The organism is Mycobacterium sp. NPDC003323 (genome assembly GCF_053589535.1).
The window spans coordinates 1,124,755-1,147,465 of the sequence record NZ_JBSFSB010000001.1; the positions used below are offsets into that span (position 1 = coordinate 1,124,755).

Sequence of the window (22,711 nt, forward strand, 5' to 3'; positions counted from 1 at the left end):
CCGACGCGATGAGTCGTGCCGCCACACGGTCGGTGGCGCCTGACAACCGGATCGACTTCACCGACCAGGCGATGTTCCTGGGCCTGCGGGCCACCGGCCAAGAGGCCGTCATGCAGGTCGTCTGGATCTATGAGCGTCCGATCGACCTCGACGGTGTGCGCCGGTTCCACCAGCACATCGGGCACGGCCTGCTCGGACGCCGTATCGAACGCTCGGCGCTGCCCTTCGGTCGGCATCGCTGGGTCTCGGCGCTGGGGCCGACATCCGAGCTCGATTTCGCCGAACCGCGCGATCGCGGGGAGCTGGGCCGCTGGATCGACGAGCGCGCCACCATGCCACTGGATCCCGAGTACGGTCCCGCCTGGCACGTCGGGGTGCTGCCGATGACCGATGGGTCGACGGCGGTCAGCATCGTCATCTCGCACTGCGTCAGCGACGGCGGCGGTGCGCTGCAGGCCATGGTCAACGCGATCCACGGGCGGCGGCTGGACTTCGGCTATCCGCCGCCGGCGTCGCGCACCCGCGCCGCCGCACTGCGCGCGGACCTGCGCGATACCGTGCGCGGCCTGCCCGAGGTCGGCCGCACCCTCGCCGAGGCTGCCCGCCAGGCCGTCCGCCGCCGCGACGAACTGTCCAGGTCCGGGGGAGCCAAGCCGACCGTCACCGGACCGGACCATCAGGTGTTCACCCCGTCGGCGACCGTCTGCGTCAAGCTCGACGACTGGGACCGGCGCGCCGCCGAACTAGGCGGCCACGGTCACTCGCTGGTGGCCGGGTTCGTCGCCAAACTTGCGCAGCAGATCGGCCGGGTCGGGCCGGACGGCAGGGTGACGCTCAACATCCCGCAGGGTGACCGGCTGCCCGGTGATGACGACACCCGGGCCAACGCGGTGATCCTGGTCAACCTCGCGATCGATCCGACCAAGGTGACCGTCGATCTGAGCGAGGCACGCGCCGCGCTCAAGGAGGGTCTGCGGGTGGCCCGCGAGGTCCCCGACGAGGACCTCAAACTGCTTCCGTTGACGCCGTTCATCCCCAAGCGGGTGGTCCGCAAGATGGCCGATGTCGCGTTCGGGTTCTCCACCGAGCTGCCGGTGTCGTGTTCCAACATGGGCGATGTCCCGCCCGATGTGCCCAATGTCGACGGCACCCCGGCCGATTTCGTCTTCCTGCGCGGTATCGACCGGGTCGCCACCCGGCACGCCCTGGAGGAAAGATGCGGGCTGCTGACCGTGGTGGCCGGCCGGATCAACGGCACCGAGACCATGACATTCGCCGCGTACGCGCCCGGCGCGGAGAACACCACCGCATGGTTGCGGGCCGAACTGGAGCAGACGCTGGCCGCGTTCGAGCTGTCCGGCGTGATCGAGTAGCAGGGGGACCGTTCTTGGCGATCGCAGACTTCGGGCTGACCGACAACCGGCTGACGCTGTGGGATGAGGCGTTGGTCCGGGCGAACCGGGCCACCGGCCGGGTGCAGATGATCCAGGTGGTGTGGGTCTACGAGCATCCCGTCGACATGGACCAGGTGCGACGGTTCCACCGCAACTTCGGCTACGGGATGGCCGGGCGCCGGGTGGAGCGCTCACCGCTGCCGTTCGGGCGGTACCGGTGGGTGTCCGCACTCGGGCCGGCCGCGCCGCTGCACATCAACACCGATCCGCTGCCCCGCGAGGAGGTCAGCGACTGGGCCGACCGCTGGGCGCAGGTGACCGTCGACCCGGAGAACGGGCCGGGCTGGCAGATGGCGGTGCAGTCGTTCACCGATGGCGTGACCGCCATCTCGGTGGTGGGTTCACACTGCCTCGGTGACGGCGTCGCCGCGCTGCTGGCCGTCGGCACCGCGGTGACCGGGGCCAACATCGACATCGGTTACCCGCCGCCGCTGTCGCGGCGCACCGGCCGCGCCATCGCCGCCGACCTGCGCGACACCATCCGCGAACTCCCCGAGATCGCGCGGGCCGCCCGCAAGGCGGTCAAGGTGCTGCGCGCCGGTGGCCAGCAGGACGGCCACAAAGATGTCGGAGCATCCGCACGCCCGGTCAAACCGCCGGTCGCCAACCCCGACGAACTCGTCATCGTGCCGGCGATCACCGTCTACGTCGACCTGGCCGAATGGGATGCCAAGGCCGAGTCTCTCGGCGGCAACGGCTACTCCATGCTGGCGGCCGTCAGTGCCAAGCTGGGCGAGCGGATGGGCCGGCGCAATCCCGACGGCAACGTGTCGCTGCTGATCGCCATCAGCGACCGCACCTCCGAGACCGACGTCCGGGCCAACGCCATGACGCTGGTCAACGCGAAGGTCGACCCGACCGATGTCACCTCCGACCTCAGCGTCACCCGCACGACGCTGCGCAACGCGCTGAAGTCGGCCAAGGATCAACCCGACGAGATCCTGGACCTGATGCCGCTGACCCCACTGGTACCCAAGGCACTGGTCAAGAAGGTCGCCGACATGATGATCGCCTCCGACGACATGCCGGTGGTGTGTTCCAACATGGGCGACCTGCCGCCGGTGCTGACCAGTCCCGACGGCACCGAGGCCGAATACACCTCGTTCTACGGCGTCGACCAGGCCACCCCGCGCGGTGAGCTGGAAAGTGGTGACGGTCAGCTGGTGCTGGTGTCCGGGCGGATCAGCGGCAAGGTCATCATCGGCATCGTCGCCTATGAGTCCGGCGCCGAGAACTCCAAGGCCAGGCTGCGCGAGCTGGCGGCAGCGACCCTGGCCGAATTCGACCTGACCGGCGTGTTCGTTTAATACTGCTTACCGATTGAGCATGTTCTTGAAAAAGAATGGCTGAGAAAGGCACAACCCGATGTCCGATACCTCCCTCATTGGCGTGCTCCGCGAACGCGCGAGCCTGCAGCCTGAGGACATTGCCTACACCTTCATGGATTACGACCACGAGTGGGACGGGGTTTCCACCACCCTGACCTGGGCGCAGCTCAACCGGCGCGTGCGCCATCTCGCCGTCGAGATGCGCGCACTCGGCCAGATCGGTGATCGCGCCGTCATCCTGGCACCGCAGGGCCTGGAGTACGTCATCGGGTTCCTGGCCTCGCTGGAGGCCGGCATCATCGCCGTGCCGTTGTCGGTGCCCATGGTCGGCCAGCACGACGAGCGCGTGTCGGCCGTCATCAAGGACTCGGCGCCCTCGATCATCCTGACCACCTCCGCGGTGGCCGGGACCGTGGCCGAGTACGCCAAGACCGACGACGGTGCGGCCGCGGCGGCCGTCATCGAGGTCGACAAGCTGGATCTGGATTCGCGGCGCAAGACACTGAGCAGCCGCGAGGAGAAGCCGGAGACGGCCTACCTGCAGTACACCTCGGGGTCCACCCGCACCCCGGCCGGCGTGATGGTCACCTTCCGGAACCTGACCTCGAACTTCGAGCAGATGATGTGCGACTTCTTCCCGCACTTCGGCAAGGTGCCGCCCTCGGGTGCGCACGTGGTCTCCTGGCTGCCCTTCTACCACGACATGGGCCTGATGCTCGGCATCGTCGCCCCCATCCTGGGTGGCTGGAGCACTGTTTTCACCACGCCGCTGGCCTTCCTGGCCCGCCCGGCGCGCTGGATCCAGCTGATGGGCAGCTTCGGCCGGGTCATCACCGCCGGCCCGAACTTCGCCTTCGAACTCGCGGCGGGACGCACCACCGACGAGGACCTCGCCGGTATCGATCTCAGCGATGTGATCGCGGTGTACAGCGGTGCCGAGCGCGTGCACGAGGCCACCCTGAAGCGGTTCGCGCAGCGGTTCGCCAAGTTCAACTTCACCCAGGATGTGCTACGGCCGTCCTACGGGCTGGCCGAGGCGACGCTCTATGTCGCCACCGGTGAGCCCGGCCCGCCGAGCGTGGTGGCCTTCGATTCGGCCAAGCTGTCCGCCGGGGTCGCCGAGCGCACCACCGACGGCAGCGGCACCCAGCTGGTCGGCTACGGCCGGCCCGAGGAGCCGGTCGTGCGCATCGTCGACGCGGAGACCCGCCGCGAGGTGCCGGCCGGTGGCGTCGGCGAGATCTGGTCCTACGGCGAGAACAACTGCCTGGGCTACTGGGAGAAGCCCGAGCAGACCGAGCACACCTTCCGCGGGCGCATCGAGAACCCGTCGGAGGGCACCCCGGAGGGCCCGTGGCTGCGCACCGGCGATCTGGGCTTCATCTCCGACGGTGAGCTTTTCATCATCGGCCGGATCAAGGACCTGCTGATCGTGCGCGGGGTCAACCACTATCCCGATGACATCGAGGCCACCATCCAGGAGATCACCGGCGGCCGGGTCGCGGCGATCGCCGTGGAAGAGGAGCGCGCCGAGCAACTCGTCGCGATCATCGAGGTGAAGAAGCGCGGCGACACCGAGGAGGCCGTGCTCGAGCACTTCCTCAACATCAAGCGCGATGTGGCCTCGGCGGTATCGCAGACGCATGGGATCAGCGCGGCGGATCTGGTGCTGGTGCCGCGCGGTGCCATCCCGATCACGACCAGCGGCAAGATCCGCCGCCAGTCGTGCGTGGAGAAGTACCGCAACCACGAGTTCTCCCGACTGGACGACAAGGTTCCGACCGCCTGAGCGCCAATTACGCTGGAGCAGTGGACAACACACTCGCCTACATAGACCAGGGATCTTTCCTCGGGTTGCGCGCGCTGGGTCGCGGCCCGATCGACCAGGCGGTCTGGATCTATGACCGCCCGGTCGACCTGGACGGGCTGCTGCGGTTCCGTCGCAATCTCGGCAACGGTCTGCTGGGCCGCCGGATCGAACGGTCGCCGCTGCCGTTCGGCCGCCACCGCTGGGTGGCCGATCCCGCACCGCAATCGCTGGACATGTCCTCGCGCGAATGCCGGCGTTCCGAGCTGTGGTCCTGGGCCGATGACTGCATGCGCGCCCCGATCGATCCCGAACACGGACCCAGTTGGCGGCTGGCGGTGCAGCCCTTCAGCGACGGCGGCGCTGCGGTCAGCCTGGTGACCTCGCATTCGATCGTCGACGGGCTCGGGTTGGTGAACTCGGTCGTGGACGCGGTCAACGGGGTGGACCGGCGACTGAGCTATCCGGCACCCAACTCCCGCACCCTCGGGCGTGCGCTGGCGCAGGACGCGCGACAGATCCTGCGCAGCGTGCCCAGCATGGGGCGCGCGGTGGTCGCGTCGATCAAGGTGGCGCGCGCCGAAAGTGGCGATCTGGCAACCTCTTTCAGATCCGCCGGTGACGCGGTCGGCGGTGACGACCGGCCGATGCTGCCGCCGTCGGTGGTGGCCTTCGTCGACACCGAGCAGTGGGACGCGTGCGCGCGCAGGCTCGGTGGCACCAGCAATTCGCTGTTCTCCGGGGTCGCGGCCCGAGTCGGCCACCGTCTGGGCCGGGTCGACCGCGACGGTCTGGCGTACCTGTCGTGGCCGGTCAGTGAGCGCACCGAGGGGGACACTCGGGCCAACGCCCTGGTCGAGGCGAACATGTCCGTCGACCCCGAGCAGGTGGTCACCGACCTCAGCGCCCTGCGGGCCGCGACGAAGAAGGCGCTGTCGGAATCCGCCGTGAACTCGGTGCGGATGACCGGGCCGTTGCCGCTCACCCCGGTGACGCCGCAGGTCATGCTGCGCCGGCTGGAGGGCATGGTGCTGGCCGTCAACAGCCCGATCGCCTGCTCGAACATGGGGGAGTTGGACCCCGCCTTCGGCAGACCTGACGGGACCGACGCCGACTACGTCGTCATCCGCGGGCTGGAACCGCAGATCACCAGTCGGGTGCTCAACCGGATCGGGGGTCAGCTCCTGCTGGCCGGGTGCCGGACGCGGGGCCGGATGGCGGTGGCCGTCGGGTCGTGGACGGTCGGCCGCACCAACTCCAAGGAGGCGCTGCGCGACGTCGTGGTCGACGCGCTGGCCGACTTCGGGCTGACCGGCACCGTGGAGGGGCCGGCCGCCTAGCTGATGCCCGTCCGGGCGGTCAGCGCACCGTGGAGGTGCGGACCGCGTTCTCGACGAGGTCGGCGGCCCTGCGGACACTCTGTTCGGGGGTGGCCAGCCGCGCCGCGAAGTCACGCGCCCGCGCGGCGACCGCCGGGTCCAGAACGGTACGCAGCGCCGACGTCAGCGATGTGCGGTTCATCCGGGTGAAGCGTTGCGCGGTACCGATCTTGAGCTTTTTGACCTGACCGGCCCAGACCGGCTGGTCGGCGGACACCCACAGCACCAGGGTGGGCACGCCGGCGCGCGCCCCGGCGGCGGTGGTGCCGGCGCCGCCGTGGTGCACGACGGCGCGGCAGCTCGGGAACACCGCGGCATGATTCACCGCGCCGACGAGCTTGACATGGTCGGCCTGCGGAATCTCGTCGAGCTCCCAGACGCCCGCACTGATCAGTGCTCGTTCACCGAGCTCGGCGCACACCTGGGTGATCATGGCGACGGCCTCGCGCGGCGATTCCACGGGCATGGATCCGAAACCGAAGTAGATCGGCGGCGTGCCCCCGGCGATCCAGGACGTCACCTCGTCGTCGGTGGCGGTCTGCAGGCCCAGCGTGATGGCGCCGACGAAGGGACGGGCGCCGCGCCATTCCCGGGTGAGCCCGGGAAAGAACAGCTCGTCGTAGGCCTGGATCTCGGTGGTGCCGTAGTCGACGACCCGTTTGGCCGACCGGGTGGTCGCCTTGGGTAGCCCGAGGGTGCGGCGTTGCTCATCCTCGGCGCGCTTGGCGATCCGCCACAGCCCCCATTCCAGCACCGTGAAACCGGCCTTGCCCACCCACTCCGGGACGGGCACGGGGATCAGCTGGCTGTTGGGGCGGCTGGGGAAATAGTGCAGGGCCGCCAGCGGGATCCCGTGGTGTTCGGCAACATTGGCCGCGACCTCCTGATAGGTGGTGCCGGTCAGGATGATGTCGGCGTCGGCGGCCACCGTGGTGAGTGCGGCGCTCATATCGGCCCAGCCGGCGGTGTAGTAGTCCACCGCCTTGCGCATCACGGTCAGCGGGTTGTGTAGCGCCCAGTAGTTCTGGAAGGCGTCGCTTTCGACCTGCTTGGCCGAATCCACCCCGTAGGGGACGGCATCGCCGAACCCGACCTCGCCGACGAATCCGACCAGATTCGGCGGCACCGCCATCTTCACCTCGTGGCCGCGGTCACGCAGTTCACGGGCGACGGCTGTGCACGGTTCGACATCGCCACGGGTGCCGTGGACTGCCACAACGATTTTCATCAGGCGAGAGTGTATGTCGTCGCTGGTCGTGCGGACGGGCCGCGGTCAGCGATCAGCCTTGGCGAACCACTTCGTCTTGATCCGCCAGGAATGGGCCGAGGACAGCGCGAACCCGGCGCCGCAGGCACAGGCGAAGATCCACACCAGCACGCCACCCTCCCATTCCAGGGCGGCGGGCCACAACGCGGTCGTGATCCGGATGACGCAGGCGATGATGCCGCTGGCACAGGCGGCCAGGTAGATGTTGGCGATGCGCCGCGAGCGTGGGTCCTTGCGCAGGACCAGCAGCGCGCGACCGCCGTACCCGAGCAGGTAGATCAGCAGGCCGCACAGCATCGCCCAGTACACGCCCAGCCAGACATCGGTGGGGGAGGCGAAGAAGTCCCGGGCGTAGACATTGTGGGCGTTGCTCAGCGAGAAGGCCGCCAGCAGCAGCGGGATGCAGATCGTGGCGGGGAACTCCACGTACTGCTTGAAGGTCCGCTGCATGGCATGGTCGTCCTGCAGCCTGCCGAGCGCGTTGTAGACGATGGCCGAGGCCGCCACGATGTACATGTCGTGGCCGATGAAATCCTCGAGATTCCACATGCCGGTCACCGAGTGCAGCGCCTTGCCGATGGTCTCGGAGGCCCAGGGCGACATCAGCAGGATCGCCCCGCCCTGCAGGGCGATGTTCAGCGTGGCGGCGACCTCCCACCGGCACGACCACGTGACGCGACGAATCCACAAGCTCCACGAGATACACATGAGTGTGATCAGGATCAGGGCTGTCAGTTCCATCGTGTGCCTTCGAGGCCGGCGTGCTGAATTACTACCAGCAAATGGTACTGCCTAAAGCGGCGGTGCGTCGCTACGCGGCGTCAATTCGGAGAGGCGTTTCGGCCGGGTCCGCTGGTGCAGCTCGGTCTGTTCGCGCACCGCTTCCTTGACCGTGGTGACGGTGAACGGGGTGGACTCTATGTAGCTCCACACTTCTTGCCTGCTCATCAGACCGAACCGGATCTGCAGGTCGGGATAGCTCAGGTCAAAGCGGTCGGAGATGCGGCGCAGCTCTTCGGCGTCGGGGTAGCTGTCTTCCTTGATCCGCCGGTAGTAGGTGCTGCTGGAGATGTCCAGCGCGTCGTAGATGTCCTTGGCTTCGACGTCCCCGTCCAGGAGGTAGTCGAGCAGGGCTTTGAGCTGTCGGCCGTTCTCATCGGTACGAGGCACCCGTTGACAATAACCCCTTCCCTGTATTGAAGGCCAGCAACCGTTTGGTGGACATTTGGCCTTTAATTGACATGGGTGTCAGACTTTCGGGAGTGATGTCCCATTTTTGGGAATCCGGCTGTAGTCTCCTACTCATGGTTGCTCCGCTCTTTCAGGACCGGGTTCAGGTCGACGACTTCTCGACATCCGGTTTCGATCTCGTCATCGGACACGCGCGCGATATCGCCGCCACTCTGACCCTGACCGACTACGACGCCGACGGCGTGCCCGCCGCCTCGGACCTGCAGCAGCTGTCGATCGCGCTGTCTGCGGTGCTCAGTGCCGAACTCGACGGTGCCGCCGCGCACCTCGGCGTGCTCAACGGCAAGATCCTGATCGCCGCACTCGGCCGGGCGGTGGCCCGCACCATCGGCCGAGGTGTCCTCGCGGTCGACGTGGAGTCGCACACCATTGCCCTGGACTGTGTGATGCCCTCCGAGCTGGATGCCACCGAACTGCTCGAGCACGTGTGCTCGGCGCTGACAGGTTCGACGGTGCGCAGCCCGGGCCAGGCACTCGCCGACCTCGCCTTCCGGTGCGCCGGACCGGTGTCGGCCGAGGCGCCGCTGGAGGGGCACGCGCTGGAGCTTCGGGCCTACCGCGACAACGGCCTGGTGCAGCTGGACCTGTGGTTCGACACCCGCCGGTTCGAGGCCTACACCATCGAAGAGCTGGCCGAGCAGTTCCCGCAGGCGCTGGTCGAGATCACCTCGGAGGCCGTCCCCAGCGTCATCGACGCAGCCTGACCGCTAGACTCCAGATCCAACGGCGTCGATCCGGACATCACCGGGGAGCCTTCGGAAGAACGGCCCGCGCAGCGGGCCCAGTAGAACCGAACGGTGGGGTCCGTCATCACCCATAGTTGAGCGGCGCACCCGAGCCGGGTGCGCAAGCGGGGTGGTACCGCGGGCTCGCGCAACCGCGCGATGTTCGTCCCCGTGCCTGAACCAATGGGCACACAGGAGACGACAGCAGTGACCGCCTATCCCAAGCCGGCCGCCGGAACCCCGAACTTCCCGGCGCTGGAGGCCGAGGTTCTCGACTACTGGGACACCGACAACACCTTCCGCGCCAGCGTGGCCCGCCGCGACGGCGCGCCGGAGTACGTCTTCTACGACGGTCCGCCGTTCGCCAATGGTCTGCCGCACTACGGCCATCTGCTCACCGGTTACGTCAAGGACATCGTTCCCCGCTACCGCACGATGCGCGGCTACAAGGTGGAGCGCCGGTTCGGCTGGGACACCCACGGTCTGCCGGCCGAGCTCGAGGTGCAGCGCCAGCTCGGCATCACCGACAAGACCCAGATCGAAGAACTCGGCATCGAGAAGTTCAACGACGCCTGCCGCGCCTCGGTGATGAAGTACGCCGGCGAATGGCGCGCCTACGTCACCCGCCAGGCCCGCTGGGTCGACTTCGAAAACGACTACAAGACACTGGATCTGGACTTCATGGAGTCCACCATCTGGGCGTTCAAACAGCTCTGGGACAAGGGGCTGGCTTATGAGGGCAACCGGGTGTTGCCGTACTGCTGGAATGACGAGACCCCGCTGTCCAATCACGAACTGCGGATGGACGACGACGTCTACCAGAGCCGCCAGGACCCGGCGCTGACGGTCGGCTTCAAGGCCGCCGACGGCCCGGTCGCCGGTGCGTACCTGCTGATCTGGACCACCACGCCGTGGACGCTGCCGTCCAACCAGGCCGTCGCGGTCAACCCGGGCGTCAGCTATGCGGTGGTCGAGGGCCCGGACGGGCACCGATTCGTGCTCGCCGAGGCGCGGCTGGGCGCCTATGCCCGCGAACTCGGTGAGGAGCCCGTCGTGCTGGCCACCTATCTGGGTGAGCAGCTGCTCGGCACGCGTTATCTCCCGCCGTTCGCGTATTTCGTCGACTCCGAGCAGGCCCGCAACTCCTTCCAGGTGCTCGGTGCCGAGTTCGTCAGCACCGAGGACGGCACCGGTCTGGTGCACATGGCGCCCGCCTACGGCGAGGACGACAAGGCCACCGCCGACACCGCCGATATCGTCGCGGTCACTCCCGTCGACTCCAAGGGGCGCTTCGATTCCACGGTGCCCGATTACGCCGGCCTGCAGGTCTTCGAGGCCAATCCGCAGATCATCAAGGACCTCAAGAACGGCACCGGGCCCGCCGCGGTCAACGCGCCGGTGCTGCTGCGGCATGAGACCTACGAGCACTCGTATCCGCACTGCTGGCGCTGCCGCAACCCGCTGATCTACCGGGCGGTGTCGTCCTGGTTCGTCAAGGTCACCCAGTTCCGCGACCGGATGGTCGAGCTCAACCAGCAGATCACCTGGTACCCCGAGCACGTCAAGGACGGCCAGTTCGGCAAGTGGCTGTCCAATGCCCGCGACTGGTCGATCTCGCGGAACCGCTACTGGGGCACGCCGATCCCGGTGTGGGTGTCCGACGACCCCGCGTACCCGCGCACCGACGTGTACGGCAGCCTCGACGAACTCGAACGCGATTTCGGGGTCCGGCCCACCAACCTGCACCGGCCCTATATCGATGAGCTGACGCGGCCGAACCCGGACGACCCGAGCGGCAGGTCGACCATGCGGCGCATCGAGGATGTGCTCGACGTGTGGTTCGACTCCGGGTCGATGCCGTACGCGCAGGTGCACTACCCGTTCGAGAACAAGCAGTGGTTCGCGGGTGGGGCGGCGGGAACTGGCACCGGTGGTGGCGCCGACGCCGCGCACTTCCCCGGCGATTTCATCGTCGAGTACATCGGGCAGACCCGCGGCTGGTTCTACACCATGCATGTGCTGGCCACGGCGCTGTTCGACAAGCCGGCGTTCAAAACGTGTGTGTCGCACGGCATCGTGCTCGGCAACGATGGTCAGAAGATGAGCAAGTCGCTGCGCAACTACCCGGATGTGTCCGAGGTGTTCGACCGCGACGGCTCCGACGCCATGCGCTGGTTCCTGATGGCCTCGCCGATCCTGCGTGGCGGCAATCTGATCGTCACCGAACAGGGCATCCGCGAAGGTGTGCGGCAGGTGCAGTTGCCGTTCTGGAACGCCTACACCTTCCTCACCCTGTACGCACCGCAGCAGGGCACCTGGCGCACCGACTCGCCCCATGTGCTGGACCGCTACATCCTGGCCAAGCTCGCCGCCCTGCGTGATGAGCTCACCGCATCGCTGGATGTCTGCGATATCTCCGGGGCCTGCGACCAGCTGCGGCAGTTCACCGACGCGTTGACGAACTGGTATGTGCGCCGGTCACGTTCGCGCTTCTGGGAGGAGGATGCCGACGCGATCGACACCCTGCACACCGTGCTCGAGGTGACCGGCCGGTTGGCCGCGCCGCTGCTGCCGCTGGTCTCCGAGGTCATCTGGCGCGGTGTCACGGGACAGCGGTCGGTACACCTGACCGATTGGCCGTCGGCCGACGAGTTGCCGGCCGATCCGGACCTGGTCGCCGCCATGGATCAGGTGCGCGAGGTGTGCTCCACCGGATCCTCGCTGCGCAAGGCCAAGAAGCTGCGGGTGCGCCTGCCGCTACCCAAACTGACCGTGGCGGTGCAGCACCCGGAGAGCCTGGCGCCGTTCGTCGAACTGATCGCCGATGAGCTCAACGTCAAGGCCGTCGACCTCAGCGACGAGATCGACACCTACGGTCGGTTCGAACTGGCGGTGAACGCGCGCGCCGCGGGTCCGCGCATCGGCAAGGACGTGCAGGCGGCGATCAAGGCGGTCAAGGCCGGCGAAGGGGTGCTCAACGCCGACGGCACCCTGACGGCCGGACCGGCCACTCTGCTGCCGGCCGAGTTCACCTCGAAACTCGTTGCCGCCGATCCGGAATGGACGGCGGCGCTGCCCGACGGCGCGGGCCTGGTGGTGCTGGACGGCACCGTCACACCCGAGCTGGAGGCCGAGGGTTGGGCCAAGGACCGCATCCGTGAACTGCAGGAGCTGCGCAAGAGCACCGGATTGGACGTCTCGGACCGGATCTCGGTGGTCATGTCGGTGCCCGCGCAATTCGCCGACTGGGCCGCCGCCCACCGTGACCTGATCGCCGGGGAGATCCTGGCCACCGGTTTCGAGTTCGGCGATCCCGTAGACGGCAGCGAGATCGGCGAGGGTGTGCGCGTCGCGATCACCAAGGCGTGATCACCCTGTCCTTTCCCGCCGAAATGTACATTTCGGCGGGAAAGTGCGAGAGCAGCCCACCATTTCGTCGAGGTGGGCAGTGATCAGCGACTGACGCGGGCCGATTCGCCGCCGCAGCTCACGATGTCGCCGACCCGCAGTTGCCGACCCCGGCGCAGTTCGACCTCACCGTTGACCGTGACCAGCCCGTCGGCGATCACCGACTTGGCGTCGGCGCCGGTGTCGATCAGCCCCGCAAGCTTGAGGAACTGTCCCAGCCGGATCGTCTCGTCGCGGATCGGCACGTCTTCCATGGGCGTCAGGGTATCCGCGTCGGGTGCGGCACCTAGCATTTCCTGTTGTGCAACGGTGGGTGCTGCATCTGGACATGGATGCGTTCTTCGCCTCCGTCGAACAGCTGACCCGGCCCACCCTGCGGGACCGTCCGGTCCTGGTCGGCGGTCTCGGCGGTCGCGGTGTGGTGGCCGGTGCCAGCTATCAGGCCCGCGTGTTCGGGGCACGGTCGGCCATGCCCATGCATCAGGCTCGCCGGCTGGTGGGCGCGGGTGCCGTGGTGCTGCCACCGCGCGGAGTGGTGTACGGCGCGGCCAGCGGACGCGTCTTCGAGACGGTGCGCTCGGTCGTGCCGGTGCTCGAGCAGTTGTCGTACGACGAGGCGTTCGGTGAACCCGCGGAACTGGCCGGTGCGACGGTGTCCGAGGTCGAACAGTTCTGTGAAGACCTGCGCGCCAAGGTGTTGACCGATACCGGACTGATCGCCTCGGTGGGCGCCGGCTCGGGCAAACAGGTCGCCAAGATCGCCTCCGGGTTGGCCAAACCCGACGGTATCCGGGTGATCGGCCGGCCGGACGAGCAGACGCTGCTGGCCGGTCTACCGGTGCGCCGGCTGTGGGGCATCGGCCCGGTCGCCGAGGACAAACTGCGCCGTCTGGGCATCGAGACCATCGGCGCATTCGCCGCGCTCAGCGACGGTGAGGTCGCCGACGTGCTGGGCCCCACCCTCGGACCGGCGCTGCATCGCCTGGCGCGCGGTATCGATGATCGGCCGGTGGCCGAGAACGCGCCCGCCAAGCAGATCAGCGCCGAGTCCACCTTCGCCGAGGATCTGCGCACCCTCGACCAACTCCGCGATGCGGTGGCGACCATCGGCGAGCACGCGCACCGGCGGCTGCTGAAGGACGGCCGCGGTGCCAGGACCGTCACGGTGAAGCTGAAGAAGTCCGATATGTCCACCCTGACCCGGTCGGCGACGCTGCCATATGCCAGTACCGACCCCGCCGCGCTGGTCGCCACCGCGCGCCGGCTGCTGCTCGACCCGATCGAGATCGGGCCCGTTCGCCTTGTGGGCGTGGGCTTTTCGGGTCTGTCCGAGGTGCAGCAGGAATCGTTGTTCCCCGACCTGGACCTGGTCGACGATGAGGTGCCCGGCAGCCAGACCGCGGCACCGGTGCATGCCGGCCCGGAACCGTGGCGCATCGGCGACGATGTGGTGCACAGCGAGTACGGGCACGGCTGGGTGCAGGGGGCCGGGCACGGGGTGATGACGGTGCGCTTCGAGACCAGGGCGTCCGGGCCCGGTATCGCACGGACATTCCGCGCCGACCTGCCCGAGCTCACCCGCGCCAATCCGGTCGACAGCCTGGACTGGCGCGATTACCTCGACGAGGTCTACCGGCGCAACGAATGAAGCCCCTCAGCCCCATTCGGCGAAGACGTCGCCGATCGGGGCCCCGGCGGCCAGGGCGGCCATCAACATCACCCGGGCCTGCGCCGGACGCAGCGTCGCCACCGGCACCGCGCCGGCGTCGGCCATGTCCCGGCCGGGTCCGTATGCGGGACGCACGCGTCCGCCGGGTACCCGGGTGCAGATCGCGACCGCGACCCCGGCCCGGGTGGCACGCCGGACGCCGTCGATGATGGCCGGTCCGGCATTGCCGGATCCGAGCGCCTGCAGCACCAGGCCACCGGCGCCGGCGGCCACGCACGCGTCGAGGGCGACTGCGTCCGCGCCCGGGTAGGCGGCGATGATGTCCACCCGCGGGGCGTCGACCGCAGCGATCGCGCCGAAGTGCGGACCGCGCGTCGCCCTGGACATCTGCACCCGTCCGTCGCGCACACTGCCCACCGCGACGCCCGCAAAACCCGCGAGATCCTCGGTGGCCACCTTCGACAGGCCCAACGGCTGCCACAGTGTTCCGGCGAAGCTGACCAGCACACCGGCGTCGACGCCGTGGGCGGCGGTCAGCGCATCACGCAGGTTGGCCGGGCCGTCGGCGTCCGGCGCGTCGGCGCTGCGCTGCGCCCCGGTCAGGATCACCGGGACCTCGCCGGCATAGGTCATCTGCAGCCACAGCGCCGTCTCCTCCATGGTGTCGGTGCCGTGGGTGATCACGATGCCGCGGGTGTCGGTGTCGGCGGCCACCTCGTGTACTGCCGCGGTGATGCGGTCCCACTCGGCCGGACCGAGCGATGAACTGTCCACCGACATCAGATCCAGCGCGCGGACGTCGAGACCCGCGGTGAGGTCGGCGCCGCTGCGGGTGGGCCGGGCGACGCCGTCCGCTCCGGAACTCGTCGCGATCGTGCCGCCGGTACTGAGGACGGTGATACCGGGCATGGCTGCGATTGTTCACCATCATGGCGACGGCATCGCGTCGCCCGCTCGACAGTTTGGGATGATGGATCGGTGACTGACGATTCGACAGGCTCTGCCGAGCCGGTGACCGCGGACGACGCAGGACAACCGCGGCCCCGCAAGAGGCTGCGTCTGTTGCTGACCATCGCCGGTGTGGTGTTGGTCCTCGACATCGTCACCAAGGTGCTCGCGGTGCGCCTGCTGGTGCCCGGTCAGCCGGTCTCGATCATCGGTGACACCGTCACCTGGACGCTGGTGCGCAACTCCGGTGCGGCCTTCTCGATGGCCACCGGCTACACCTGGGTGTTGACGCTGATCGCCATCGGTGTGGTCATCGGCATCATCTGGATGGGCCGGCGGCTGGTCTCACCGTGGTGGGCGCTCGGACTGGGAATGATCCTGGGCGGGGCGCTGGGCAACCTGGTCGACCGCTTCTTCCGCTCACCGGGTCCGCTGCGCGGGCACGTGGTGGACTTCCTGTCCATCGGATGGTGGCCGGTCTTCAACGTCGCCGACCCGGCGGTGGTCGGCGGAGCCATCCTGCTGGTGGTGCTGTCGCTGTTCGGCTTCGACTACGACACCGCGGGCCGGCACCGACCGGAGTCCGAGAAGGCCAACCCGACATCGGATGAACCCGGCGCCGAGAAGGTGCAACCGGCGCCGACCGCCACAGCCGTCGAGCCGTCGCGCGAGCAGCCGGACACATCGAACTGATGACCACCCGCTCGATGCCCGTCCCGGAGGGGCTGGCCGGTCTGCGGGTCGACGCCGGGCTGGCCCGGCTGCTCGGTCTGTCCCGGACGGCCGCGGCCGCCATCGCCGAAGAGGGCGGGGTCGAACTCGACGGCGTCGCGGCCGGAAAGTCCGACAAGTTGGTGGCCGGTGCGTGGCTGGAGGTGCGCCTGCCCGAACCGCCCGCACCGGTGGAGAACACACCCGTCGACATCGAGGGCATGTCGATCCTGTACTCCGACGCCGACATCGTCGTCGTCGACAAGCCGGCCGGCGTGGCCGCGCACGCCTCGGTGGGCTGGACCGGTCCGACAGTGCTCGGCGGGCTGGCCGCAGCGGGTTACCGCATCACCACATCGGGCGTGCACGAACGGCAGGGCATCGTGCACCGCCTCGATGTGGGTACGTCCGGAGTCATGGTGGTGGCGATCTCCGAGCGTGCCTACACCTTGCTCAAGCGGGCGTTCAAACAGCGCACCGTGGACAAGCGTTATCACGCGCTGGTGCAGGGACATCCGGACCCGTCCAGTGGCACCATCGACGCCCCGATCGGGCGGCACCGGGGCCACGACTGGAAGTTCGCGGTGACCGAGGGCGGCAGGCACAGCATCACGCACTACGACACCGTCGAGGCGTACGTCGCGGCCAGCCTGCTCGATGTCCATCTGGAGACCGGACGCACCCACCAGATTCGGGTGCACTTCGCGGCCCTGCACCACCCGTGCTGCGGTGATCTCACCTACGGCGCCGATCCGACGCTGGCCAAGAAACTCGGGCTGGAGCGGCAGTGGCTGCACGCCCGGTCACTGGGCTTCGCCCATCCGGGCGACGGGCGGTGGCTGGAGGTCACCAGTCCGTATCCCGCCGATCTGCAGTTGGCACTGGACCGCATCCGCAGCCACGAACTGTGAGCAATCGCCCGGATAGTCGTGCCGGACTGCTGTTCGGGGTGGGCGCCTACGGCATGTGGGGTCTCTTCCCGGCGTTCTTCCCACTGCTCAAACCGGCCGGCGCAGTGGAGATCCTGGCGCATCGCATCGTCTGGAGCTTCCTGTTCATGGCGGTGGTGGTGGCGGTCGTCGGCCGGATGACCGATCTGCGGGCCATCAGCGCCCGTACCTGGATGTTGTTGACGGCGGCGTCCGCACTGATATCGGCCAACTGGGTGATCTACGTCTACGCCGTCAACAACGGCCACGTCGTCGACGCCGCCCTCGGCTACTTCATCAACCCGTTGGTCACGGTGATGCTTGGCCTGGTCGTGTTCCGGGAGCGACTCACCGGTGCTCAGTGGGTCGCGCTGGCGGTGGCCGTTGCCGGCGTCCTGGTGTTGACGGTGCATGTCGGAGCACCGCCCTATATCGGCCTGGGGCTGGCGTTGTCGTTCGGGCTCTACGGGGCGGTGAAGAAGGTGGTGCCCACCGATCCCCGGGTCAGCGTCGGGGTGGAGGCCGCGCTGGCCACGCCGTTGGCCCTGGGCTATCTCATGGTGTTGCAGGTGACGAGTGCGGGCACCTTCACCGGACACGGCGCGGGGCACACGATGCTACTGATCCTGGCCGGTGTCCTCACGGCGCTGCCGCTGCTGCTGTTCGCCGCTGCGGCACAGCGGCTACCGCTGGTGACGATGGGGCTGCTGTTCTATCTGACGCCGGTCATGCAGCTGTCCTGGGGGATCGTCGTCGGCGGCGAGCCGATGCCGCCGGCCCGCTGGTTGGGGTTTTCGCTGATCTGGGTGGCGCTCGCGGTCTTCACGGTCGACTCGGTGCTGCGCGCGCGCCGAGCGCGGGCGAACAGACCGGTCGGTGAACTCGGCGACACCCGGGGCGCTGGGCGTTTGTAGCTGGTCGAGTTAACAGCAACACCATGTAGCCTTGTCGCCAATGTCCAGACGTTCGAAGGTGACCCTGCGCGGCCTTCTCGACGCCAACGGTCGCATGATCGTTCGTCATCCGGTACTCATGATCGCCGCTTGGCTGGTCATCGCCGGTTCGCTGTTTCTTGCGTTTCCCCCGTTGATCACGGTCGCAGAGCGCAATCCGCCGGATTTCATGCCCGCGGACTCGGCGGTGACCGCCGCCAACCAGCAAATGAAAGATGCCTTCAACGAGGCTGATGCGGCCAACCTCATCGCGGTCGTGCTGGTCAACGAGAAGGGCCTCACCGAAGCCGACGAAGCGACCTACCGCACGTTGGTGGACAGATTGCGCGCGCGCACCGACATCGTCTCGTCGATGCAGGACTTCATCAGCATCCCCGAAATCCGGCAGGCGATGACCAGCAAGGACGGGATGGCGTGGAATCTGCCCGTCAGTTTGTACGGATCGATGGGCAGCGGTGAGGGCCAAGCCGCCTATCGAGACGCGCGGAAGATCATCGAAGAGGTCACCGCCGGCACGACGCTCAAACCCTCGATCGTCGGCGCGGCCGCGACGTTCGAGGACGTCAGCAAGATCTCGCTGAGTGATCAGGTACTCATCGAGATCTCCACCGTGGTCACGGTGCTGCTGATCCTGATCATCGTCTATCGCAACCTCGTGGCGATGATCATCCCGCTGATCAGCATCGCGATATCGCTCGCGGTGGCCCAGCAGGTGGTGGCCGGTCTGGGCCTGATCGGGCTGGGCCTGGCGCCACAGACCATCGTGTTGATCACTGGCATGATGCTCGGCGCGGGGGTGGACTATGCCGTCTTCTTCTTCAGCCGATATCAGGAGTATCTGAGACGCGGCGCCAAATCCGACGTCGCGATCGTGTCCGCGATGGTGTCGATCGGTGAGGTGATCGCCGGTTCGGCGGGGACGGTGGCCATCACCTTCCTCGGGCTGTCGTTTGCGACCCTGAGCGTGTTCTCCACGGTGGGCCCAGCGCTGGCGGCAACCATCTTCATCGGGTTTCTCGGCTCGATCACTTTGTTGCCGGCGTTCATCACGCTGGCCGGCCGCCGGGGGTGGGTCAATCCGCGCAAGGACATCACCGGCCCGTTCTGGCGCCGGATGGGTGTCTTCATCGTCCGCAGGCCCAAGCTCAATCTCGTGGTCAGCCTCGCGATCCTGACCGCCCTGGCCGGCTGCGCGCTGCTGGTCGACTTCAACTACGACGACCGCAAGAACCTGCCGACGGAATCGGAGAGCAACGGTTCGTACGAGGTGATGGACAAACACTTCTCCATCAGTAATTCCATTCAGCAGTTCATCGTGATCCACTCCGAGTCTCAGGACCTTCGCTCACCGCGTGCCTTGGCCGACATGGAGCAGATGGCCAACCGCGTCAGCCAACTCCCAAACATCGAAGCGGTACGCGGCATAACACGGCCCAACGGAGAGATGCTGACCGAGGCCCGCGCCACCCATCAGGCCGGTGAGGTCGGGGACAAGCTCGGTGAGGCCACCGACCTGATCGACGAGAACGACTCGCGGCTGACCCAGCTGTCCGAGGGTGCGCGCACATTGGCCGATGTGCTGGATCAGATCCGCGATGAGATCGTCGCCTCCTCGGATTCCATCCGCACCATCCTCACCTCGCTGGTCGAGGTCGAAGAGCAGTTCGGCGGTACCGCAACGTTGCGCGATATCGAAGCCGGTGCTCGCATGATCGACCTGCTGCGCGGTGTCGGCAAGACGATGGGCGTCGGACTAGAGCAGGTCGTGCTGAACACGCTGTGGATGGAACCCACCGTGGCGATCATGAAGTCCAGCCCGGTCTGCAATCTCGACCCGGTGTGTAATGCCGTGCGCATCGATATGGAACGCATCCTCATCGCCTATGACGACGGCACCATCCAGCAGCTTTACGAGCTGTCCAAGCAGTTGGAGACTACGACCGAGGGTGACAGCCTGCACCAGTCCGTGGGTGGCGTCACCGGTGAACTGGACACCGCCGTCACTGCGGTCGATGACCTCGGCCTCACCAGCGCGGCCGATGTCGAGGCACAGATGGACGAGCTTCTTGACGGGTTGAACATGCTCGCCGACTCCAGTGAGGCGCTGGCGCAGGGAGTGCAGTTGCTGGTCGACCAGACCCGGCAAATGGGTGGCGGACTCGGCCAGGCGTCCGACTTCCTGCTGGCGATGAAGCGCGACGCGGGCGATCCATCGATGTCCGGCTTCTACATCCCGCCGCAGATCCTGACCCGGCCAGAATTTGAGAAGGCCGCCAAGCTGTTCATCTCCGAGGACGGTCACACCGCCCGATACGTGGTGCAGACCGCACTGGATCCGTTCGGATCTGACGCGATGGATCAGGTCGACGACATCATCGAAGCTGCCGAAAGCGCTAAACCCAACACGACGCTCGAAGACGCCGACATCGTCATGGTCGGTGGCAGTGTGGTGCAGAACGAAATCCGCGGCTACTACAACGGCGATATCCGCTACATCGTGCTGGTGACGCTGATCGTGGTGTTCCTGATCCTCGCGGTGCTGTTGAGGGCGATCGTCGCGCCGATCTATCTGGTGCTCTCGGTGGTGCTGTCGTATGCGTCGGCGCTCGGTATCGCGGTGATCGTGTTCCAGTACATCCTGGATCAGCCGTTGTTCTGGAACACCCCGGGTATGACCTTCCTGGTGCTGGTGGCGGTCGGCGCCGACTACAACCTGCTGCTGATATCCCGCATCCGGGAGGAGGCACACCGCGGAACCAAGGTGGCCGTCATCCGCACGGTCGGTGCGACCGGCGGTGTGATCACCTCGGCGGGCCTGATCTTCGCCGCGTCCATGCTGGCGATGACGGTGTCCAGCATCGCCGCGATCGTGCAGCTGGGCTTCATCATCGGTGTCGGTCTGCTGCTGGACACCTTCCTGGTCCGCACCATCACCGTGCCGGCCATTGCGGTGTTGCTGGGGGAGCGCAACTGGTGGCCCTCGGTGGTGCCCAACGAACTTCGCAACAAGGTGCCGCTGTTGCGGTCCAAGGTGGGGGCGGGTGTCGGCGAGCGCACGACGCCCATGCGGTTCGCGGTCGACGACGATCCCGATGACGACGACACGAACGAGGGTTATGGCGTGGCGGTCGCCAAGGCGTCGATGGTCAACGCGGCGTGGCGGGACCGGTAGTCGTTCGCAGCACCGAGGCAAGTACCCGTCGTGCTCGGATCACGAAGGCATAATATGGCAATAGGTAAGCTACGCGACGTCGTGGACGCTCGTCGTCGGCAACTGACCGCTACGCTGCATTCCTGCCTAGTCAACGGCCGCTCGACGCCGCCAGTGGTTGTCGGCATGCTCGCAATCACCTTCCTTATGCTGTGCATTCGCGTTCTGACGTCGACATATCTGGCTCACGACGATGGCATCACGCTGCTCAGTGCGACCTGCCAGCAGGGTCGGTACGCGATGGGGACACCCGTCGGGCGTTGGGTGCCAGTCGAGGAGTGGCATTCGTACTGGTCGATCGGATCGTCGTGTTTGGAGACGGTCCGTGCCGATCTGGCCCAACACGACATCCACCCGCCGCTGTACTTCTGGCTGCTGCACCTGTGGTTCTTGGTATTCGGGGTGTCGATCCCGGCGGCCGCGGCGCTGAACCTGGTGCTCGTCCTCGCGACCGCACTTTTGATCTACCTGGCCTGCCGGTCACTCGCCATCCCGACACCGTGGTCCGTCGCTGTCGTCCTGGTCTGGTTGTCAATGATGTCAACCCGGGTCGCCGTCACGTCGGTGCGCCAGTACGCGCTGCTCGGCACGTTCTCGGCGCTGCTGTTGCTTCTATTGATCTTGTGGTACCGGCGGCCAAGCTCAATCTACCTGCTGGCGTTGCTGCCAACACTTGCCGGCGGCATGCTGACCCAATACCTGTTTGCGGTTCCCGCGGCCATGGCTTTCTTCGTGCTCGCGGTCGCCGCGGTGCGCGGACGCAGCTACCGCAATCTGCTTGCGCTGCTTTTGGTATATGTCGGTGCGGTAGTCATTTTCGTTCTGGCGAACCCCGATTTCAGGCAGTCTCTTCAGCTCGGGTCCGAGCAAGCTCAACCGCTGACCCTCGCTGCCGTCCCGCTGCGAATAGGACTGGTCCTGCTCGCAGCGGTGGAGATGTTCCTACCACTGGATCCCGCTTACCGGATCACCGGGCCCATGGTGGTGGCGACGGTGATCACCGCAATCCTTGTGCTGCCGATGATGTTCGTGGCCGGTCGATCGCTCCTGCAACAGTGCCGTCGCCGGCAAAGACGCATGGTCACCGACCGCTCGATGGTCTCGATCATGCTCCTCGGCAGCGGTCTCGTAGTGCTCGTAATGTTCGTGGTCTGCGTCAGCCCGCTACATTCGATGCGCCCGCTGTACCTGTACTTCCTGACGCCGTTCCTCGCGGTCGCCCTGGCGGTGGCGGGCCGGCAGCGTACGGCAGTGGTGGGTGCGCTCGTCGTGTTGCTCGGCTTTCAGTTCGTTGGGGTTGCGATAGCAACCACCGTCCACGTCTACGAGCGTGTGCGGCCCGAGCCGCTTCCCGGCGCCGATACCGCGGTCATCGTGGACTCCGACCGTCGTGGGCTCGTACCGCCGACATTGATTCAGCTTCCGCCGGGCGTTCACGCCTATGTGGCCACCCAGGACTCATTGCTCCTGCATCCCCCGGACCTGTCACAGATCGCCAATCGTCGGCTGTACTACGCAAGTCGGGTCATGGTCGGGAACACCTACGGCAACACACTGGACAAACGCGCGCGCCTCGTGGCCCAGTTCGAGGAACAGGGTTACGCCGTCGAGAACCTGGGCGTCATCCAGTCGATGGGTGGTGCCCAGGTCTACCTGCTGAGCAAGCGCTGA

At 67.1% G+C, this 22,711-nt stretch carries 17 protein-coding genes; 12 read left to right on the forward strand and 5 right to left on the reverse strand.

Annotation, left to right across the window (positions count from 1 at the left end; all coding sequences use genetic code 11):
- Positions 1–8 precede the first annotated feature (8 nt).
- The 4 genes from ACWDUN_RS05235 to ACWDUN_RS05250 are packed head-to-tail and all read left to right on the forward strand — an operon-like array spanning position 9 to position 5,929.
- Complete coding sequence (locus ACWDUN_RS05235; protein WP_449925472.1) at positions 9–1,373, forward strand: hypothetical protein; 1,365 nt, start codon at positions 9–11, stop codon at positions 1,371–1,373.
- A 14-nt stretch (positions 1,374–1,387) separates the two neighbouring features.
- Positions 1,388–2,761 (forward strand): hypothetical protein, encoded by a 1,374-nt coding sequence (locus ACWDUN_RS05240; protein WP_449925475.1) that lies wholly within the window; start codon positions 1,388–1,390, stop codon positions 2,759–2,761.
- 58 nt (positions 2,762–2,819) lie between these two features.
- On the forward strand, positions 2,820–4,571 hold the full coding sequence (locus ACWDUN_RS05245; RefSeq protein WP_449925477.1) for an AMP-binding protein: 1,752 nt from the start codon (positions 2,820–2,822) through the stop codon (positions 4,569–4,571).
- A gap of 20 nt (positions 4,572–4,591) precedes the next feature.
- Positions 4,592–5,929 carry a hypothetical protein gene (locus ACWDUN_RS05250; RefSeq protein WP_449925479.1) on the forward strand — a complete coding sequence of 446 codons (1,338 nt, stop codon included), beginning with the start codon at positions 4,592–4,594 and terminating at the stop codon, positions 5,927–5,929.
- Between the two features lie 19 nt (positions 5,930–5,948).
- Here the strand turns inward: ACWDUN_RS05250 and ACWDUN_RS05255 are convergent, their stop codons facing one another.
- The 3 genes from ACWDUN_RS05255 to ACWDUN_RS05265 are packed head-to-tail and all read right to left on the reverse strand — an operon-like array spanning position 5,949 to position 8,405.
- Positions 5,949–7,196 carry a glycosyltransferase gene (locus ACWDUN_RS05255; protein WP_449925482.1) on the reverse strand — a complete coding sequence of 416 codons (1,248 nt, stop codon included), beginning with the start codon at positions 7,194–7,196 and terminating at the stop codon, positions 5,949–5,951.
- Positions 7,197–7,241: 45 nt separating this feature from the next.
- The gene (locus ACWDUN_RS05260) at positions 7,242–7,976 is read right to left on the reverse strand and encodes a hypothetical protein (RefSeq protein ID WP_449925485.1); all 735 of its coding nucleotides are present in this window, start codon (positions 7,974–7,976) and stop codon (positions 7,242–7,244) included.
- Between the two features lie 51 nt (positions 7,977–8,027).
- On the reverse strand, positions 8,028–8,405 hold the full coding sequence (locus ACWDUN_RS05265; protein ID WP_449925488.1) for an XRE family transcriptional regulator: 378 nt from the start codon (positions 8,403–8,405) through the stop codon (positions 8,028–8,030).
- 134 nt (positions 8,406–8,539) lie between these two features.
- On the opposite strand from ACWDUN_RS05265, the gene ACWDUN_RS05270 reads away from it, so the two are divergent.
- A complete protein-coding gene (locus ACWDUN_RS05270) occupies positions 8,540–9,190 on the forward strand; it encodes a hypothetical protein (RefSeq protein WP_449925491.1) in 651 nt (216 codons plus the stop codon).
- Positions 9,191–9,394: 204 nt separating this feature from the next.
- Positions 9,395–12,580, forward strand: a complete 3,186-nt coding sequence (ileS, locus tag ACWDUN_RS05275) for an isoleucine--tRNA ligase (RefSeq protein WP_449926289.1) — start codon at positions 9,395–9,397, stop codon at positions 12,578–12,580.
- 83 nt (positions 12,581–12,663) lie between these two features.
- Here the strand turns inward: ileS and ACWDUN_RS05280 are convergent, their stop codons facing one another.
- Positions 12,664–12,873 (reverse strand): RNA-binding S4 domain-containing protein, encoded by a 210-nt coding sequence (locus ACWDUN_RS05280; RefSeq protein ID WP_449925493.1) that lies wholly within the window; start codon positions 12,871–12,873, stop codon positions 12,664–12,666.
- 74 nt (positions 12,874–12,947) lie between these two features.
- Between ACWDUN_RS05280 and ACWDUN_RS05285 the strand changes: the two genes are divergently transcribed.
- Positions 12,948–14,267, forward strand: a complete 1,320-nt coding sequence (locus ACWDUN_RS05285) for a DNA polymerase IV (RefSeq protein ID WP_449926292.1) — start codon at positions 12,948–12,950, stop codon at positions 14,265–14,267.
- Positions 14,268–14,273: 6 nt separating this feature from the next.
- Here the strand turns inward: ACWDUN_RS05285 and ACWDUN_RS05290 are convergent, their stop codons facing one another.
- Positions 14,274–15,197 carry an asparaginase gene (locus ACWDUN_RS05290; protein WP_449925496.1) on the reverse strand — a complete coding sequence of 308 codons (924 nt, stop codon included), beginning with the start codon at positions 15,195–15,197 and terminating at the stop codon, positions 14,274–14,276.
- Between the two features lie 69 nt (positions 15,198–15,266).
- On the opposite strand from ACWDUN_RS05290, the gene lspA reads away from it, so the two are divergent.
- The 5 genes from lspA (at position 15,267) to ACWDUN_RS05315 (ending at position 22,711) form a co-directional block, all read left to right on the forward strand.
- Entirely contained in the window at positions 15,267–15,929 is a 663-nt protein-coding gene (gene lspA / locus ACWDUN_RS05295) for a signal peptidase II (RefSeq protein WP_449925498.1), read from the forward strand.
- On the forward strand, positions 15,929–16,858 hold the full coding sequence (locus tag ACWDUN_RS05300) for an RluA family pseudouridine synthase (RefSeq protein WP_449925500.1): 930 nt from the start codon (positions 15,929–15,931) through the stop codon (positions 16,856–16,858). The genes lspA and ACWDUN_RS05300 overlap by 1 nt, the downstream gene beginning before the upstream one ends.
- A 53-nt stretch (positions 16,859–16,911) precedes the next feature.
- A complete protein-coding gene (gene rarD / locus ACWDUN_RS05305; RefSeq protein WP_449926294.1) occupies positions 16,912–17,790 on the forward strand; it encodes an EamA family transporter RarD in 879 nt (292 codons plus the stop codon).
- Positions 17,791–17,830: 40 nt separating this feature from the next.
- Positions 17,831–21,001: an MMPL/RND family transporter gene (locus tag ACWDUN_RS05310; RefSeq protein ID WP_449925503.1), complete on the forward strand. Its 3,171-nt coding sequence runs from the start codon at positions 17,831–17,833 to the stop codon at positions 20,999–21,001.
- A gap of 81 nt (positions 21,002–21,082) precedes the next feature.
- Complete coding sequence (locus ACWDUN_RS05315) at positions 21,083–22,711, forward strand: glycosyltransferase family 39 protein (RefSeq protein WP_449925505.1); 1,629 nt, start codon at positions 21,083–21,085, stop codon at positions 22,709–22,711.

What these genes read in the sequence shown, in the direction of transcription:
- ACWDUN_RS05285 (WP_449926292.1), top strand. Translation starts at nt 12,948, where the DNA reads ATGGATGCGTTCTTCGCCTCCGTCGAACAGCTGACCCGGCCCACCCTG.
- ACWDUN_RS05310 (WP_449925503.1), top strand. Translation starts at nt 17,831, where the DNA reads ATGTCCAGACGTTCGAAGGTGACCCTGCGCGGCCTTCTCGACGCCAAC.
- ACWDUN_RS05245 (WP_449925477.1), top strand. Translation starts at nt 2,820, where the DNA reads ATGTCCGATACCTCCCTCATTGGCGTGCTCCGCGAACGCGCGAGCCTG.
- ACWDUN_RS05290 (WP_449925496.1), bottom strand. Translation starts at nt 15,197, where the DNA reads ATGCCCGGTATCACCGTCCTCAGTACCGGCGGCACGATCGCGACGAGT.
- ACWDUN_RS05235 (WP_449925472.1), top strand. Translation starts at nt 9, where the DNA reads ATGAGTCGTGCCGCCACACGGTCGGTGGCGCCTGACAACCGGATCGAC.
- rarD (WP_449926294.1), top strand. Translation starts at nt 16,912, where the DNA reads ATGTGGGGTCTCTTCCCGGCGTTCTTCCCACTGCTCAAACCGGCCGGC.
- ACWDUN_RS05300 (WP_449925500.1), top strand. Translation starts at nt 15,929, where the DNA reads ATGACCACCCGCTCGATGCCCGTCCCGGAGGGGCTGGCCGGTCTGCGG.
- ACWDUN_RS05255 (WP_449925482.1), bottom strand. Translation starts at nt 7,196, where the DNA reads ATGAAAATCGTTGTGGCAGTCCACGGCACCCGTGGCGATGTCGAACCG.
- ileS (WP_449926289.1), top strand. Translation starts at nt 9,395, where the DNA reads ATGGGCACACAGGAGACGACAGCAGTGACCGCCTATCCCAAGCCGGCC.
- ACWDUN_RS05270 (WP_449925491.1), top strand. Translation starts at nt 8,540, where the DNA reads ATGGTTGCTCCGCTCTTTCAGGACCGGGTTCAGGTCGACGACTTCTCG.
- ACWDUN_RS05260 (WP_449925485.1), bottom strand. Translation starts at nt 7,976, where the DNA reads ATGGAACTGACAGCCCTGATCCTGATCACACTCATGTGTATCTCGTGG.
- ACWDUN_RS05280 (WP_449925493.1), bottom strand. Translation starts at nt 12,873, where the DNA reads ATGGAAGACGTGCCGATCCGCGACGAGACGATCCGGCTGGGACAGTTC.